Annotated in this window: 17 protein-coding genes; 10 read left to right on the top strand and 7 right to left on the bottom strand. The window is 45.7% G+C overall.

The genetic code is table 11. From position 1 onward, the window contains the following. Nucleotides 1-2: 2 nt before the first annotated feature. Genes ABIE50_RS22940 through ABIE50_RS22920 form a run of 5 tightly spaced genes read left to right on the top strand, consistent with a single transcriptional unit; the run spans nucleotide 3 to nucleotide 5440 of the window. Nucleotides 3-632: an AIM24 family protein gene (locus ABIE50_RS22940; RefSeq protein WP_209859299.1), complete on the top strand. Its 630-nt coding sequence runs from the start codon at nucleotides 3-5 to the stop codon at nucleotides 630-632. Beyond that, the gene (locus tag ABIE50_RS22935) at nucleotides 632-1687 is read left to right on the top strand and encodes a TerY-C metal binding domain-containing protein (protein ID WP_209859301.1); all 1056 of its coding nucleotides are present in this window, start codon (nucleotides 632-634) and stop codon (nucleotides 1685-1687) included. Before ABIE50_RS22940 ends, ABIE50_RS22935 begins: the two co-directional genes overlap by 1 nt. A gap of 16 nt (nucleotides 1688-1703) precedes the next feature. Further along, nucleotides 1704-3107 carry a PP2C family serine/threonine-protein phosphatase gene (locus ABIE50_RS22930; RefSeq protein WP_209859303.1) on the top strand — a complete coding sequence of 468 codons (1404 nt, stop codon included), beginning with the start codon at nucleotides 1704-1706 and terminating at the stop codon, nucleotides 3105-3107. 13 nt (nucleotides 3108-3120) lie between these two features. Further along, entirely contained in the window at nucleotides 3121-4629 is a 1509-nt protein-coding gene (locus ABIE50_RS22925) for a helix-hairpin-helix domain-containing protein (RefSeq protein ID WP_209859305.1), read from the top strand. Nucleotides 4630-4654: 25 nt separating this feature from the next. Next, on the top strand, nucleotides 4655-5440 hold the full coding sequence (locus ABIE50_RS22920) for a TerC family protein (RefSeq protein WP_142688214.1): 786 nt from the start codon (nucleotides 4655-4657) through the stop codon (nucleotides 5438-5440). Nucleotides 5441-5519: 79 nt separating this feature from the next. Here the strand turns inward: ABIE50_RS22920 and ABIE50_RS22915 are convergent, their stop codons facing one another. From ABIE50_RS22915 to ABIE50_RS22890, 6 genes are read right to left on the bottom strand one after another with little or no spacing between them, the layout of a single operon-like run. Then, nucleotides 5520-6482: a hypothetical protein gene (locus tag ABIE50_RS22915; RefSeq protein WP_142688215.1), complete on the bottom strand. Its 963-nt coding sequence runs from the start codon at nucleotides 6480-6482 to the stop codon at nucleotides 5520-5522. Between the two features lie 13 nt (nucleotides 6483-6495). Beyond that, nucleotides 6496-7596 (bottom strand): toxic anion resistance protein, encoded by a 1101-nt coding sequence (locus ABIE50_RS22910; RefSeq protein WP_209859307.1) that lies wholly within the window; start codon nucleotides 7594-7596, stop codon nucleotides 6496-6498. A gap of 55 nt (nucleotides 7597-7651) precedes the next feature. Then, nucleotides 7652-8266 (bottom strand): TerD family protein, encoded by a 615-nt coding sequence (locus ABIE50_RS22905; RefSeq protein WP_209859309.1) that lies wholly within the window; start codon nucleotides 8264-8266, stop codon nucleotides 7652-7654. A gap of 34 nt (nucleotides 8267-8300) precedes the next feature. Then, on the bottom strand, nucleotides 8301-8855 hold the full coding sequence (locus ABIE50_RS22900) for a TerD family protein (protein WP_142688218.1): 555 nt from the start codon (nucleotides 8853-8855) through the stop codon (nucleotides 8301-8303). Then, nucleotides 8845-9687, bottom strand: a complete 843-nt coding sequence (locus tag ABIE50_RS22895) for a phosphoribosyltransferase family protein (protein ID WP_209859310.1) — start codon at nucleotides 9685-9687, stop codon at nucleotides 8845-8847. The genes ABIE50_RS22900 and ABIE50_RS22895 overlap by 11 nt, the downstream gene beginning before the upstream one ends. Next, nucleotides 9687-10385 (bottom strand): HAD family hydrolase, encoded by a 699-nt coding sequence (locus ABIE50_RS22890; RefSeq protein ID WP_209859311.1) that lies wholly within the window; start codon nucleotides 10383-10385, stop codon nucleotides 9687-9689. The genes ABIE50_RS22895 and ABIE50_RS22890 overlap by 1 nt, the downstream gene beginning before the upstream one ends. A gap of 605 nt (nucleotides 10386-10990) precedes the next feature. Here ABIE50_RS22890 and ABIE50_RS22885 point away from each other — a divergent pair. After that, nucleotides 10991-11824, top strand: coding sequence for an ester cyclase (locus tag ABIE50_RS22885; RefSeq protein WP_209859312.1), 834 nt, complete (start codon nucleotides 10991-10993; stop codon nucleotides 11822-11824). Between the two features lie 311 nt (nucleotides 11825-12135). Beyond that, on the top strand, nucleotides 12136-13536 hold the full coding sequence (locus ABIE50_RS22880) for a hypothetical protein (RefSeq protein ID WP_209859313.1): 1401 nt from the start codon (nucleotides 12136-12138) through the stop codon (nucleotides 13534-13536). A 65-nt stretch (nucleotides 13537-13601) separates the two neighbouring features. Here the strand turns inward: ABIE50_RS22880 and ABIE50_RS22875 are convergent, their stop codons facing one another. Beyond that, a complete protein-coding gene (locus tag ABIE50_RS22875; protein WP_209859314.1) occupies nucleotides 13602-14255 on the bottom strand; it encodes a Crp/Fnr family transcriptional regulator in 654 nt (217 codons plus the stop codon). 82 nt (nucleotides 14256-14337) lie between these two features. Here ABIE50_RS22875 and ABIE50_RS22870 point away from each other — a divergent pair, with 82 nt between their 5' ends. The 3 genes from ABIE50_RS22870 to ABIE50_RS22860 all read left to right on the top strand — a co-directional run bounded on the left by ABIE50_RS22870 (nucleotide 14338) and on the right by ABIE50_RS22860 (nucleotide 16521). After that, on the top strand, nucleotides 14338-15033 hold the full coding sequence (locus ABIE50_RS22870; protein ID WP_209859321.1) for an HAD family hydrolase: 696 nt from the start codon (nucleotides 14338-14340) through the stop codon (nucleotides 15031-15033). Further along, nucleotides 15030-15662, top strand: a complete 633-nt coding sequence (locus tag ABIE50_RS22865) for a CatA-like O-acetyltransferase (protein WP_209859322.1) — start codon at nucleotides 15030-15032, stop codon at nucleotides 15660-15662. The genes ABIE50_RS22870 and ABIE50_RS22865 overlap by 4 nt, the downstream gene beginning before the upstream one ends. 304 nt (nucleotides 15663-15966) lie before the next feature. Continuing rightward, nucleotides 15967-16521 (top strand): lipocalin family protein, encoded by a 555-nt coding sequence (locus tag ABIE50_RS22860; protein WP_142688225.1) that lies wholly within the window; start codon nucleotides 15967-15969, stop codon nucleotides 16519-16521. Nucleotides 16522-16616: the final 95 nt, after the last annotated feature.

Below are 16616 nucleotides of genomic sequence, written 5' to 3'. Positions count from 1 at the left end.
GAATGAATGTAAAATTGATCGGGCATGATTTTAAATGTCTCGAAGTGGAGTTATCCCAGCAGGAAAAATTTTTTTGTGAAAAAGGCGCACTGATCTATTATGAAGAAGGAATTACTTCAAAGGTCAATGTATTCGATAAAGGTGTAGCCGGGTTGATTAAAAGAAAATTAACCGGTGAAAGCATCTTCCAGGTGGAGTTGTGCAATACCAACCTGAACCCGCGGAAACTGGTGGTGGCAGGTAAAGTAGGGCTGCTGCCGGTTAACCTGAAACAGATCACTACCGGCATTGTTTGTAAAGCAGGCGCTTACGTGGCCTCCTCCGATAAAATTGATATTGATGTAAAAATGAACCTTACTTCCCTGATCGGCGGAACAGGCCTGATTATGCAGAAAGTAACAGGCTTCTGTACTGTTTTTTTAGATGTGGTAGGCACGCCTATTACATTGGATCTTGCACCGGGACAAACCGTTTTTGTAGATGAAAAAAGTTTCATCTGCATGAATGCCGATATGGTAAACCGGATGTCGTCCCATTTCTCGGGAAATAACCTCCTGGGCGGAGAAGGGTTAAGTATGCTCAAAATTACCGGCCCGGGTACAGTTTATATCACTTCTGTAAATTTTGGATAATGAGAAGACTTCCGGTTTATTTCCTGATAGACGTCTCCGAATCAATGGTAGGAGAGCCCATCCAGCAGGTGGAAGATGGCCTGGGACAAATCATCCAGGCACTGAAAACAGATCCCTACGCCATAGAAACAGCCTGGGTATCTATCATCGTTTTTGCCGGCCAGGCGAAAACACTGGTGCCTCTGCAGGAAATCATCAACTTTTACCCGCCGCGTTTCCCCATTGGCGGCGGCACCTCTTTAAGTAAGGGCCTGGGACACCTGATGTATGAATTGAGGAAGAACCAGGTGAAAACCACTTACGAAGTGAAAGGCGACTGGAAGCCGATCATTTTCCTGTTCACCGATGGAGTGCCTACGGATGATACCAGCGCCGCTATCGCGGAATGGAAACAGAACTGGCAGCGCAGCGCCAATATGGTGGCCGTTTCTTTTGGTGATGAGGCAGATACCAATGTGCTGAAAGAGCTTACGGAAAATGTGGTGCATTTTAAAAACAGTTCCCCCGCCGCTTACAAACAATTCTTCAAATGGATCACCGATTCCATTAAAACCAGCAGCGAAAGCGTGGAGAAAAATGCATCGGGATTTGAGTTGTCGAAAATACATGACACAGATACACTGTCGAAAATAGATCTCTCAAAACCTATGCCCCCACGTGGTTCTACAGACAGCAACTTCGTGGTAATGGTAGGGAAATGCCAGCATATGCAGCGGGATTATCTCATCAAGTACCGCCGTGCGGAACAGGACGCGGAATTATACGGGCTGAATCTCAGCCGGCTGTATTATAAACTGGTAGGCGCTTTCCAGGTAGATAAAAATTACCGGGAACTGTCTGATGATAATGTAAAGCCTGCCCGCATCAACAGCGAGGAACTGATCGGTAATCCCACCTGCCCCTGCTGCGGCAACCAATGGGGATTTGCCCTTTGCTCCTGTGGCCAGATCCACTGCATAGGGGATGAAAAAATGAGTACCTGTCCCACCTGCGGCACTACTGCCTCTTATGGTATCAGTGAAGGCGGATTTGACGTAAACCGTGCTCAGGGCTAATCTATAATATATAAACATGGGACGGTCCTTTATCCGGGAATTGTTTAAGGAAAATAATATTACGGTAGACAGTCGCCGGCAGCACCTTTTCGACGCATTTGTAAATGATGAAAAGAACCTGCTGGCAGTGAAACTGATCATGGAAAACAAAAAACTATTAATGGATACCTGGCAGTTTAAAAACAGGTTGGCCGATATTCAGCAACAGCCCGTAAGCATTCCCAATGCTACGGCAGGAAAGCCCTACCTGGCGCAACTGGACTTCGGGCAACTGAAATGGAACGACTTTACCTATTTCCATATCGATGGCCTGGAAGGTTCCGGCCTGCAATATGATGCAGATAAGAAACAGATCAGCGGCACTCCTGTGAAAAGCGGCGATTTTAAACTGGTGCTGAAATACCGCATAGAAGGGGAAACCGATACCACGGCGCTCAATGAAAAAACAGTGCCGCTGGTGATCAATCCCAACCCCAGGTCGCTCTGGAAAAATATAGAAAGCGATAGCGCCGATCCTTACTGGAAAGAAGACAACGTGACCGCCACAGCCTCATTGGGCGATAAACAGCTGGTAGTAGCCTCTAAAAGAGGCCGCTCGCATGCCAATACCGGGGCATTCCGTGAAGACGACTTCGCTTTCAGACATTTTACAGATACAGGCTGGAGCGTACTGGCCGTGTCCGACGGAGCCGGCAGCGCCAGGCTGTCCCGCGCAGGATCGCGTGTTGCCTGTAACTCCGTGGTGGAATATTTTGAGCATCTTCTCACTCCTGAGCTAAACGCCACATTTGATGCGCTGATTGCAGATCATGCTTCCGCTACAGACGATAAAACACAGAAAGAGCTCACCCGTTTTGTATACGATAATCTCGGCAAAGCGGCGTTCACCGTGCATAAAAAGCTGGAAGAATTTGCCGGAAACTGCGCAGCGCCGTTGAAAGATCTGCATTCCACGCTTATATTTGTACTTTTAAAAAAATACGCATCCGGTTATGTGATCATGAGCTTTGGTGTGGGCGACTGCCCCATAGCACTGATAAACACAGAGTTTTCAGAGGTGACATTGCTGAATAAGCTCGATGTAGGGGAGTTCAGCGGGGGAACCCGGTTTATTACCATGCAGGAGATCTTTAAAAGTGATACATTTGCTACCCGCTTCGGATTCAGGCTGGTGCCCGATTTCTCTTACCTGATGTTAATGACTGACGGTATTTATGATCCCAAGTTTGAAGTAGAAGCCAACCTGGAGAAACCGGCTGCCTGGAAAGCACTGCTGGAAGACCTCGGCGGCCGGAATGATGACCATGTAAAAGTAGACCTGGCGCCCCATACACCGGAAACCGCCGGCCAGCTTTCTGCCTGGATGGACTTCTGGAGCCCGGGCAATCACGACGACAGAACCTTAATGATCATCAGCTAAGTATGCGGATTATATGAGTACAAAAACGGTAAATTCAGTCATCAACGCAGGGAAAAGTTACCAGTACGTGGATAACGGGGAACCTATGCGGGGTGGCATGAAAGACGTTTACTTCAGCCCGGATAGATCTTACGTGGTGGCATTTTACCGTGATGCACAGGATTTCGCCTCCAGGGAACGGCTGCGGAAAATTGTGACAGATTATTATAACAGCTTCTTTAACAGGGAAGGGGGCGACTACTACCGGGAGCTTTATTGCTGGCCAACAGATATGGTGGAAGCAGATAAAAAAGTAGGCCTTGTAGTACCTTGCTATCATGCTAACTTTTTCTTCAAGAAAGGCTATGCATCAAACGACCTGATTAAAGGAAAGGAAAAAGAAGGAAAATGGTTCGCTTCCCCCAAGTTCAGGAATAAACAATTTACGCTGCGGCTGGATGAGGCTGAACTGGGCAACTGGCTTAGTTATTTCCAGATCTGCGTGAATATTTCCAGGGGTGTGAAACGCCTGCATGCCGCGGGCCTGGCTCATTCGGACCTATCTTATAAAAACGTACTGGTAGACCCGGTGAGCAAATCGGCCGCCATCATTGATATCGATGGCCTGGTGGTGCCTGGCCTGTTTCCGCCTGATGTAATCGGCACCGCCGATTTTATTGCGCCGGAAGTGCTGGCCACCAAGCACCTGGACCTGAAAGATCCGGGCAGGAAACTGCCCAGCCGTCTTACAGACCTGCATGCATTGGCGGTGATGATCTACATGTACCTGCTGTACCGTCATCCCTTGAAAGGAGGGAAGATCCATGATCTTGACACAGAGAAAGACGACCTGCTGTCGATGGGAGAGAAGGCCCTGTTCATAGAACATCCGCAGGATGCTTCCAACCGGCCTAAACTGAACCAGGTAAACCCGAAGGAATTGCCCTGGGCAGACGTAACAAAGCTGCCATACACCATTACAGGCCCTTACCTGAAGGAACTGTTCTACCAGGCGTTTGTAACCGGTTTGCATACCCCCACAGAGCGCCCGCCGGCAGAAATGTGGGAACAGGCGCTGTTGAAAACAACAGACCTGATGCAACCCTGCAGCAATGCTGCCTGTGAACAGAAATGGTACGTTTTTGATAACACCCATTCACCCAAATGCCCTTTCTGCGGCACACCGCATAAAGGCACGCTGCCGGTGCTGGACCTGTATTACGAGTTTAAACCAACCGTTTGGAAACCGGAAAATCACCGGCTCATGGTATATAATAACCAATACCTTTTCCAATGGCATGTAAACAGGAACATCATCCGTAATGAACGGCTTACCGCTGCGCAGAAAGTACCGGTAGGGTATTTTGTTTTTCACCAGGGGAAATGGGTGTTGGTAAACCAGCAGCTTACTTCTTTAAAAGACCTGACGGAAGACAAAGAAATCCCCATTGGTTCAATGGTGGAGCTGACAGATGGAAAAAGACTCCTGCTGTCGAGAGAAGAAGGAGGAAGAGTTGTGATAATAACTATTGCCAACAAGTAGAAACCTATATAAAAAATAAAGTGAAATGAATGAATTAATCCAACAAATTATTGACAACCCAATACCTTCAGCTATTGTTGTCGGGAACCTCGTTATTATTGAAAGCTTACTGTCGGTAGACAATGCCGCTGTACTGGCTACAATGGTAATGGACCTGCCCGAAAAGCAGCGCGACCGTGCACTTAAATACGGTATCCTGGGCGCTTATGTGTTCCGCGGCCTGGCTATGCTGTTTGCGTCCTTCTTGATCAAGATCTGGTGGTTGAAACCATTGGGTGGTTTATATCTCCTTTACCTGGTATTCAGCTGGTGGAAAGATAAAAAGGCAGAAGGCGAGAAAGAAGAAGAGAACATCGACAAAGGACAAAACTGGCTATATAAGGCAACAGTAGGTGCGATCGGTCCTTTCTGGGCCACGGTGGCGCTTGTGGAGCTGATGGACATGGCCTTCTCTATAGATAATATTTTCGCAGCGGTAGCATTTACCGATAATATATTACTGGTATGCCTCGGGGTATTTATCGGTATCCTGGCCATGCGTTTTGTGGCACAGGCTTTCGTAAAGCTGATGACGAAATTTACCTTCCTCGAAGGAGCGGCGTATATCGTTATCGGTATCCTCGGTCTTAAACTGAGCCTCTCTATCTATGAGCACTTCTTCCCGGAATCAGGCTTAACCCATTTCCTGGAAAGCTCACAGGCAGACGTTATCACGTCTATCCTAACCGTGGGGATTTTTATTGTTCCGATCATTACTTCGGCACTGTTAAACTTCCCTAAAAAGACCCCTTCTGCAAAGTTGGAAAAATAAGATCACCGGTAAGCACCGGGTCAGTTTAATAAGGGTTTCTGAAGCGCCAGTCTGCGGACTGGTGCTTTTTTTTACCTGCTTAAATTACATTGGTGTTCAGCATGGTTTTCAGGATATTGGTCTGTACATCAAACCGGCCGATCTGTTGGAGGAAATCAACATCGGAGATCTTCTCATAGTATTCCTTCAGCAGAGCCTGTACATTATCGGGGATCACTGTTTTCAGGACATTGGCCCGGCTCATCAGGTTATCGTTCTTATCCGTTAATTCCTGTATAAGCCTTGCTTTTTTGGAAAGGGTATTGGTCCAGTCAACGCCTGGAATAGTAGACAGGTCGCAGAACAGGAAGAGATTTTTTGCGGGGAAGAAGAGAAAATAGCGGTCCATATTCAGGAACCGGTATACTTCAAGTACTAAATTGCCGGCAGCAAGCCCGCAATAGAATTCGGTTTTGAAATCCATTTTGCACAACAATCCCATCAGCTTTCGCTGTATAATGGCAGAGTTGTTACGGTATACTTCAGAAGGGTTGAATTTAATCAGCTCATTGAGCGCGTCGGGGGAAATATCAAAATAGAAATCCTGCGAGAAACGCGCACTGAAGGCATTGATATTTTTGGAGAAAGGGTAGTCGTCGGAGTTGTCTGACAATACCTGGAACAGCTTGCGCAAAGATAAATTGATTTTCAGGGATTGCTTCTGTTTATCCAGATGGTAATTCTTTTCTGAAAAAACGCTGTCGCTCATACTGGCAATCAGGTCCTTGTTGATCTGTATCTCATCATATAAAATACTCACGTTCCTTTCATTGCTGGCCTTTATTTTTCTCAACAGGTCAATTACCGTGGCGGTATATTGCAGGTGAAAAAGCTCCAGCTTATTAATATCCAGTTCAGGATTGGTTTCAAATAATTTATGGACAACCTGGCTTCGGAGATAGATCTTGTATATTATCTCCTCTTCAAAAAAAGTGGACAGCAACTGTAATTTGCTGATGGTTTTATTTGAGTCATTTAATATTATTGCCAGGTTATCCTCCATTATTTATCCTCCGTTAGCTAACGTTTGTTACATTTTTCTTCAGCTCTGTTTCCAGCGTCTTCAATTCACCGTTCAGCACTTTCCTGCTTTCGGTGCCCTGTTCGTGGATCTTCTTCACTTCATGCAGCGTTTCAATCAGCGATTGGGTGGTTCTTTTCAGCGTTTCAATAGATACTACTGTTTTCTCATTCTCCTTCGCTACTTCTATGCTGTTTTGTTTCAGTAGGTCGGCATTCTTCTGGAGAATGGTGTTGGTGGTTTCAGACACCTTCCGCTGCATTTCCACGTTGGCTTTCTGTCTTTGCAGCGCTACTGCAATAGTAAGCTGGTTTTTCCAGACAGGGATGGTAGTGGAAACGATGGACTGCGCTTTTTCCGCAATGGAAGTATTGTTGTTCTGCACCAGCCTGATCTGTGCAAGTGATTGCAGCATAATAAAGCGTACAATCTTCATATCGGCCAGCCGCTTGTCCAGGCGGGTAGTAAAATCCCGCAGGTCCGCAATCTCATAATCATTGTAATTGGCGGCGTTCACTTCCATCTCTGCCAGTTGCTGGCTGAGCTCATTGTATTTCAGCTGACCTGAAATAATGAGATCTTCCATTTGTTTGATGTAAGATACGTTACTATCAAACATGGTTTGCAGGGAACTGTTGTCTTTCAGCGAGTTGATCCGGCCGGCCTTGATCTTGTTGGTGATTTTATCAACATTGCTGATCACCGTATCGTATTTCTGGAAAAGCTTTTTGGCATCAAATACCAGCTTCTTCAGAAAAGGGATCTTCGAGATAAAGCTCTGTAAAGCGCCCTGGTTCAGCTCATCCACATCAATATAATTCAGCTCCGTAAGCAGATCGTTGATCAATCCGCCTACTTCACCGGAATTATAGGTACGCACGGAGCTCAGGAACTCGTTACTGTATTTTTCCATTGAATTCTGTACTTCCGTACCATAATTCAGGATGGAGTTGACGTCGGTGATAACCAGTGATTTACTTATTTCCCCGTATTTCTTCGCATCGTCTGGCGTAATGACAGACAGATCCACGTTGCCATCTTTGTCGAGACGCACCGGGGGAAGTGTTTGGTCGGTAGTATTTGGATTTGCTTCCATAAGGTATCTGATTATAAATTGATATTTTCTTTATACCAGGTATCAAAAGTAAGGGTTACAGGTAATTCTGCGCAACGGTATTCACGGTTTCCTGCAATTTTTTATCTTTTGTAGGCTCGCCGATCGCGTTGAATTTCCATTCCCCGTTCTTCTTGTAAAACACGCCCATCACCATGGATACATGTCCTGCAAAGCCGGGGCCGCTGGCAATATCGTAGGTGGCAAATATTTCATTCACGCGGGAAGGTGTACCCTCGTAAATGCGGATAGAAGCAAAGGGAATGGTACCGAAATCGTGCCCGCGGAAGCTGTTCAGCACAAACGCCACGTAGTTGGTATTCGGATCCAGGCGGGAGAAATCGAGTGTGATCACTTCATTATCCAGGCCGTCGTTACCGTTCAGGTCGCCGGTAAGGTCATCGCCGCTGTGTTTTACGGCGTTGTCTTTGGATTTCAGGTTACCGAAGTACACCACTTCCTGCAGTTGTTTTTGTTCTGTGAACATAGCGCAGCTGCCGTCCAGGTCTACCGCTTCCTTGGTTTTAGACAAGCCGAAGAGACCTTTCTTCTCAATAGCGCCCCAGTTGATACCTACACAGATATTCTGGAGTTTGGCGCCATTGCTTTTTTCGAGATTTATACGCTGACCTTTTTGAAGATTGATTGCCATATTGATCTTATATTTTTAGATATAGTAGTAAGGATTAGTTGTATTTGTTCAGGTAATCCTGCAGGCCGCCTTTCATGCCAACGCCTACTGCCTCGAATTTCCATTCATCGTTGCGTTTGTAGATCCTGCCGAATTCTACTGCTGTTTCAATGGAGAAGTCTTCTTCCAGTTCATATTTCAGCAGCACTTCGTTGGTAACGGGGTCGAATATACGTATAAAGGAATTCCTTACCTGTCCGAAGTTCTGCCTGCGTGTTTCCGCTTCGTGGATGGTAACCACTATGCATATTTCAGTGATCTTCGGATCTGCTTTAGCCAGGTCAATTTTGATCTGTTCATCATCGCCGGTGCCTTCGCCGGTAAGGTTATCGCCGGTATGCTCTACGCTGCCATCTGGTGTTACCAGGTTATTGTAAAAAATAAAGTGCTGATCAGATAATATCTTTTTATTTTCTCCCATTACAAACAGGGAGGCATCCAGATCAAAGCTGGTGCCGGTAGAAGAAGCATTTGCGTCCCATCCCAGGCCAATTACGAATTTGGGCGCATTGATCGTTTGCCGCTGACCTTTTTGCAAATTAATTGCCATGTTGTAAGCTTTTATGTTTTCTGTTAAATAAGTAGTTTTTGATAAAATTCAGATTTTTCTGGTAAACTTCTATCGTATGATAACCATTTCCCAGGGCCATATTATACAAAAGATTTACGAATTTATCCGTTTGATTTTGCAGGAAAATACAAAATGAATCGAAATCATAATTCAGGATATACTTTACAATCCTTGTATTAATGAAGAAATGTTCGCCCTGGATGATCTTTTCCAGGTGGAAAATAGACTTCACATAATGATAGTTCAGGTAATTTTCAATATTGGGATGAATGCTTTTATTCTGCAGCTCTGCATAATACAGCAGGTATATGTCATTGGAGAGGTCGTACGCATCCACCATTTTCAGGATCATTCTTTCATGGCCCCCGGTGATCCGGATATCATCCAGGAAGATCACTTTTTTCCCCATCAGGAAATGCCGGTCTATATGAAAGCTGTCGTTGCCGATCAGCTTTAACCGTTGTTCCGCATCCAGTTCACCGTAATCCTCCTTGTAGGTGATGGTGCGGTGTACTTTGGTTTCCTGTAAAACTGGGTGCCCATGCGCTGCCAGCCACCTGTTCAGCTGGAAAACGAAATAGTTTTTCATGGCAAAGGTGGCCGTTGGTATAAAAGAGTAGGGGCTGGATACCACCACAAACTGCGGCACTTCCTTTCCTTTCAGGTGATGCTCAATAAAACCATCTGCCAGGCCGGTACCAAATTTTTCAGCAACCGCATCGTCCCCGAATTTAAAACGGCTGTAGTCATCGGGCGAAAACCCGAAAAATTCCGAGTTGGTGATCTTATGAAGTGAATAGGTTGTCGTCATCAGTTAACTAAGCTTGAGATACATTGATTATTGGAGTTGACCAGTAAAGTATGAATGCCTGCCACCTGTGCGCCATCGATATCTGCCTTTATATTATCGCCAATATGTATGATGTTACTTAGCGGGAGGGCCGGGTCCTTTCTTACCGCAGCCACATTGTCGAGCATAAGCCGGAACATTTTTTTATTGGGCTTCGACATACCGGTTTCATCTGAATACAGCTGGAAATCGAAATACTGTTCCAGTTCCAGCTCCTGCAGCACCCTTCTCAAAGTACTGCCCTTTATAAAGGCGGTATTACTGAGCAAACTAACGGTGCGGTCGGGTGATTCCTTTATCCTGCGTAATGTTCTTACGGTTTCTGAACAATAAATAACCGGGAGGTATTTAAGCACCAATGCGTCCATTTCCTGGTAAAGGGCCGCCAGGTCAATGTTCCCGAAGGCGTTACTGTAATCATTCATTTCACTGATCACCATGAGGTACATTTCTTCTGCATCAATATTACCGCCCGTTTTTTCATTGATGGCATTGCATAACAAGTCTACCCTGCGGAATATGCGGCCTACCTCTTCCTGCGTTTTTTGGTGTTGATTGAAATGGTCGTAAAAAAACCGGGTCCTTTCCTGTTTAAATAAAGGATTCGATTTTATTAAAGTTAACCATAGATCAAAAGAATAATGTTGGTATATGTTCATGTACTTTTTTAGCTTTTACGTCACAGCGGCATTTTGCCGTTTCCCTTTAGCAGCATACTGTCCGGGCTAATAACATTAATATAAGTAATATTCAGGTGCTCCCGTTTAATCTTTTTGTTATTTATTAAGGGCTAATATAAAAAGCCTGCACATGGCCTTTTTCAAGCTTCTAATATAGGATTTTATCTTTCACGAAGCCGGAAATTTCAATTTTAATGTGTTGGTAATAAGTTAATTTAGATTTTAACTTATCTAGTCGGTAATGGATTGTCCCGTTTAATTTTGCCATTGTTATCATGTATTCCTGGTCTTTTCAGTGCATCATTTTCCCCTGTATTCATAATAAAGCCCGGGCGTCCTGTTCTTTCCCCCGGATTTCTCCCGGTATACCCTGTTCCTGTCACGCGCCTGTATACGCGGCTTTTCAACGGCTAAACTACCAAAAAGCAGCTATTCTTCACCTGCGGAAATTCCCAGGTAGCAGCGGTTGTTTTTGGCATGTTCTGTGATCCGGGCGGCGGCTCACCCTTGAACCGGCGGGCAGATCAATGATTTTTTACAATGCCCCGGCAGGCAGGAGCAATACTTTTGTGAAAAGAAAAACAATGAGATCAGTTCATAGAGCGATATACCTGGCCATAGCACTGCTGCTGCCGGTACTATCATTTTCACAGGAAAAAAGTATTCATCAGCAAAAAGAAATTATGGAAAAGAACAAAGCCATTATACAGGATCTGTATGAAAATGTAATGAATAAGAAAGATATGAGCTTACTGCCGGTGATCGTATCAGAAGAATATACCGGGCCGGAAGGAAGTAAAGGAGTAGCGGGTTTTACCGCACCCATAGCACCGCTCATTGCTGCCTTCCCCGACATACAATGGAAAATATCCTCACTGGTGTGCGACGGCGATAAGGTAGTGGCAAAATGGACCTGGTACGGCACTCAAACCGGTACCTACAGAAATATTCCCGCTACCGGGAAAGCCATTCATATCAACGGTATAGCCATTTATGAATTAAAGAACGGGAAGATCATCGCGGGAGAAGTACAAACAGACCGCCTGGGATTTTTAACTGCATTGGGCGTATTGCCGGCGGACATCGCCACTGCACCGGTAAACGAGCAGGTACAGTTTATCGATAAATTCCTGGTGCCATCTGCCGGTATTGCAGCGTTCAAACAAAGGGTGGCGGTGAACCGTCAGTTTATAAAAACATTACCGGGGTTTATTTCCGACGCTGCCTATGAGCACTTCGATGAACAGGGGAACCTTGTTTTTATAACCATTGCACAATGGGAAAACAAGGCAGCTGTAGCCAGCGCCAGGGAACAGGTGCAGGCGGAGTATAAGCGGTCGGGGTTTGATATGCCTGCTATGATGAAACGCCTGGGCATTAGCATGGACAGGGGATTATATACCCGTGCAACGGAATAACGGTCGCCTGTACCCGCGCAAGGAAATGTATATCCACACAGCGGGATAACGGTCACCCATATCCGCGATATCCACACAGCGAAATAACGGTCGCCTATACCGCGCCAAAGGAGTGCAGCCCGCTGCCCTCCTTTGGCTGTTTAAGATCTGTTTACAATTGTTTAAATTCTGTTGACAGGTTACGGTGAAAAGATGTGTTAACTTATATACCTGAACAACCAAAACTGAACGGTAACATCACCACCTGGTACTGTTACGTAGAAATTGAAAACCCGAAACCCCCTTTTATTATTCATCTAAAAAAACACAGTATGAAAACTTTATTGTTTGCTGCAACATGCATCACGCTGGGCATACTGACCGGATGCGGAAAGAAAAGCGCTCCCGGCAATGACCTTCAACCCGTTACCCAAAAAAAAGAGCTGCAGGTGCTGGCCACGCCGCCTGCCACCTGGCAGGAGCACTGGTTTGAGCACCAGCAGCTGCTGAACCGCGTTTTTTATGATACCAGTGTAGCGGTATATTTTGATAATGATGTAAACAGTGGCATCACCTGGCCCAACACCTATCTTGCGCAGGTATGGAACTATACTAAAAGCAGGTACGGCGCCTTTGGCGACGACTCCCGCCTTTTTGCGATCTTTCACTCCGGCAAGTATTCCGGCGGGCATCCATCCACGTACATGGATGGAGGTCATGATTACCGCAACGTAATAGATGTGGGATCTTCCGATCCCAATGCATGGATTTCAGGTGCCGGCAACGACATCGATCTTACCACGCACGAGGTAGGCCATATTGTGGAGGGCGCTTCCAAGGGGGTGCACGGTTCCCCGGCCTTTGGTATATGGCACGACAGTAAATGGATGGAGATCTACCAGTATGACGTGTACCTGGCCCTGGGCCGCAGCAGCGATGTAACCCGCTGGTATAACATGAAGATCACGCAAACAGATGCTTTTCCCCGCGCAGGTACCTACTGGTTCAGGGACTGGTTTTATCCTGTTTACACCAATTATGGCGGCGCTGCTACGCTGAATAAATTCTTTTCATTGCTGGCACAGCACTTCCCAAAACAAACATTTAACAACGGCATCACTACCTATCCTGAATACAGCCGCGGGCTTAACTTCGGAGAATTTGTGCATTACTGGAGCGGCGCTGCCAATAAAGATCTGAAGCAGCTGGCACTTACTGCCTTCGGTAATAAAGATGAACAGGGCAACGACTGGACCGCCCAGTTGAAACAGGCCAAATCAACCTTCTCCGGCATTACCTATCCATCGGATGATATTACGGGCGCAGGTACTATCACGGTGAGCAAGGAGAACGGGGGCGGGGCTTCCGCTGCAGAGGGCTCGCTGAAACTGACCGACAACGTTTACAGCACCAAACTGTTCGTAAATTCAGTGCCCACCGATTTTAAAATGCAGCTGCAATTCACCACAGGGCAAACCGTAAAATCATATACCCTCACTTCCGGTGATGATGCCATTGACCGCGATCCTAAGAACTGGCAGCTGAAAGGCTCTGATAATGGTACTACCTGGACTGTACTGGATACGCAAACCAACCAGGTATTCAGCGCCAGGAATCAAACCCGGCAATTCGCTATTGCCAATACCACTGCATATAAATATTACGCCGTGTATGTAACAGGCACCAATGGCAGCGTGGATTTCCAGCTGAGCGAATGGAGGCTGTTTAAATAATTGAAAGGGCCGTTGCGTAAAAAAGCAACGGCCCTTATTTTCGTATACAGGTAAGCGTTATATCATTATCGCATCTCCTCAAACCTGCGTAATATTTTTTCAAGCTGTTTCCTGCTCAGGTCAATATTTAACCCCTTTGGGTCCAGGATATTTTTAGCCCTTAGTTCCTTCAATGTCCTGTTAAAGGTCCGGATGGTAATACCCAGGTAAGATGCCATATCTTTTTTAGAGATAACAATATCCTGCGCCGCTTCCAGCGCCAGTAAACGGAGCAACGCATATTCCACGGGATATAATTGCTGGTAAGAGGTGCGGATACAGGTTTGCCGGATACGGACGGCCAGTTCTTCCAGCAGCAGCCGGTTGAATGTTGTATTGTTTACCAGCAGCCAGGCAAACAAGGTATGTGGAATGGCATAGGCGGTAACTGAAGTAATGGCTTCAATATTACACAGGCATTTTTCTTTCCTGATCCCTTCCAGGTCCCCGGTAATTTCTCCCTTGCCCAGGAATTCGAAAATATATTCCTTCCCGTTTTCTTCCTCGATATAACATTTGGTAATGCCCTCCCGGATAATATACACATAGCTGATAGTATCCCCCTGCAGGATAAGCCTTGTGCCGGGCGTAAAGGTTTTTATCGCTACCGCTTCCCCTTCCGGGCCGCCGGCAGTGAATTGTTCCATGAAATGAAGAAAAGCAGGATTGGTCCGTAACATACTAAAAAAAGGGTGAGACAAATGTCCCGTTTTATAACCTACCGGGCTTTATTTTTGTACCCGGAAAAATATAAAAATAACAATGATCTCTGATATTAGCGTTATCGCATTCGATGCTGATGACACCCTTTGGGTGAACGAACCCTACTTCCAGGAAACAGAAACCCTCTTTTGTAACCTGCTGGAAGATTACCTGCCGCATCATACTGTGTCGCAGGAACTGTTTAAAACAGAAATGGCCAACCTGGAGCTGTATGGCTACGGTATAAAGTCCTTTATGCTTTGCATGATAGAAACGGTACTGCGTGTAACTGAAAATACCGCCAGTCCTGAGATATTACATAAAGTGATCCGATATGGCCAGGAAATGCTGAACAAGCCCATTGAGCTGCTGGATGGGGTGGAAGAAGTGCTGCAGGCGCTTTCAGGTAAATACAGGCTGGTAGTGGCCACCAAAGGCGATCTGCTGGACCAGGAACGCAAGCTGAGAAAATCAGGGCTGGAGCACTATTTCCATCATATTGAAATTATGAGCGATAAAAAGGAAAGTGACTACCGCAAATTAATAAAGCATCTCGACTGCCGCCCGGAAGAATTCCTGATGATAGGCAACTCCCTGAAATCAGACGTTTTGCCAGTGCTGGCGCTGGGTGGGCATGCCATCCACATTCCTTATCATACCACCTGGCAGCACGAGCGCATAGAACATACCATTGAAGATCCCCGATTTTATGAGTTTAACACAATGGCAGATATCCTGCCGCACCTGGTATTATGAAACAATTATTAAACCTGGATACATGGGCTAGAAAAGAACATTTTAATTTCTTCCGCCAGTTTGAAGAACCATTTTTTGGCATTACCGCTGAAATCGACTGTACTGTTGATTTTAACAGGGTTAAAGCAAACGGCGGCTCCTTTTTTCTGAGCTACCTGCATAAATCGCTCGCCGCCGCTAATGAAGTAACGCCTTTCCGCTACCGTATTAACGATGGGGAAGTATGGGAATATGACAGGGTACACGCATCGCCCACCATTAACCGGCCTGATGGTACTTTTGGTTTTGCCTATATGGATTTTTATGAAGATGCTGCCACCTTTGAAGCTAACAGCAAAACAGAGATCGAAAGAGTGCGGCAAAGTACAGGACTGGTGCCTGCCGTGTCTGGGGAAAATGTGATCCATTATTCTTCGTTGCCATGGATTAACTTCACGGCCATATCACATGCACGGAGCTTCTCGTTTAAAGACAGTTGCCCCAAGATCAGTTTCGGAAAAGTGCGGGAGACAGGTGACCGGAAAGTAATGCCTGTATCAGTACATGTGCACCATGCCCTGATGGATGGGTTTCATGTAGGACAGTTCCTGGAAGGGTTCCAGCAGAGAATGGATGCGGAGGTTGTCTGACTCAGGATTAAACTGATTACGCTGATTACACTGATTTTATTTTTTGGATTTTATAATGATTAAAAAGATTTTGATAGATATAAACGGATATCGCTTATATCTCTCCAAATCCTTTAAAATCAAAAAAGATCAAATCAGTGTAATCAGCGTAATCAGTTTAATCCTGAGTCAGACAAAATCCGCTATTTGTAGCAATTCCGCAACATCCCCATTCCAGTAACTCCTTGCTGGCAGGCACTTCCGGTCAGGCAGCCTTTTTGTAGTATCCCGGCTGATTGAGAAACCTTTTTAATAATCATACTTTATGAATAACAAAAAACTGCTGGTCCTGGGAGCAGCTGCTTCTGCTGCCGCCGCCTATCTGCTATATAATAATACCAAAGTGTCCATCCCCAAAGGAGCCAAGGCTGTTTCGCCATTTGACGTACAAAAATTTATGGGGACCTGGTATGAAATTGCGCGCCTCGATTACCGGTTTGAACATTATCTCAGTAATGTATCGGCTACTTATTCATTCAGTGAAGATGGAAAAATAAAGGTGGATAACAGGGGATACGATACCAGGAAATACAGGTGGAAAGAGAGCGTGGGTAAAGCCGCACTCGTAAACGGCGGGGATGAAGGCCGTTTGAAAATATCCTTCGCAGGCCCGTTCTATGCGGGCTATAACGTAATTGACATCGACGAAAAATACCAATACGCGCTGGTGGCCGGTAATAATCTTAATTATATCTGGATCCTGTCCCGCACCCGCAGCATTCCCGAAGATATTAAAAACCGGTTCCTGGCACTGGCTGCCGGGCTGGGGTATGATACCGGCGCTCTTATCTGGACTAAACATGATAGCCATATTGCCTGAGCCGAAAAATAAATTAGGATTTACTAAAAATATTAGTATTTTTGTTTCAGAAAGCAACATGAATAATGTAAAAAAGCCTTGAGAACCATGCTGTA

Source organism: Chitinophaga sp. OAE865, assembly GCF_040546735.1.
GTDB lineage: Bacteria > Bacteroidota > Bacteroidia > Chitinophagales > Chitinophagaceae > Chitinophaga > Chitinophaga polysaccharea_A.
Note: the sequence above shows the minus strand (reverse complement) of the source record. Positions and strands in the feature narration are given on the sequence as shown.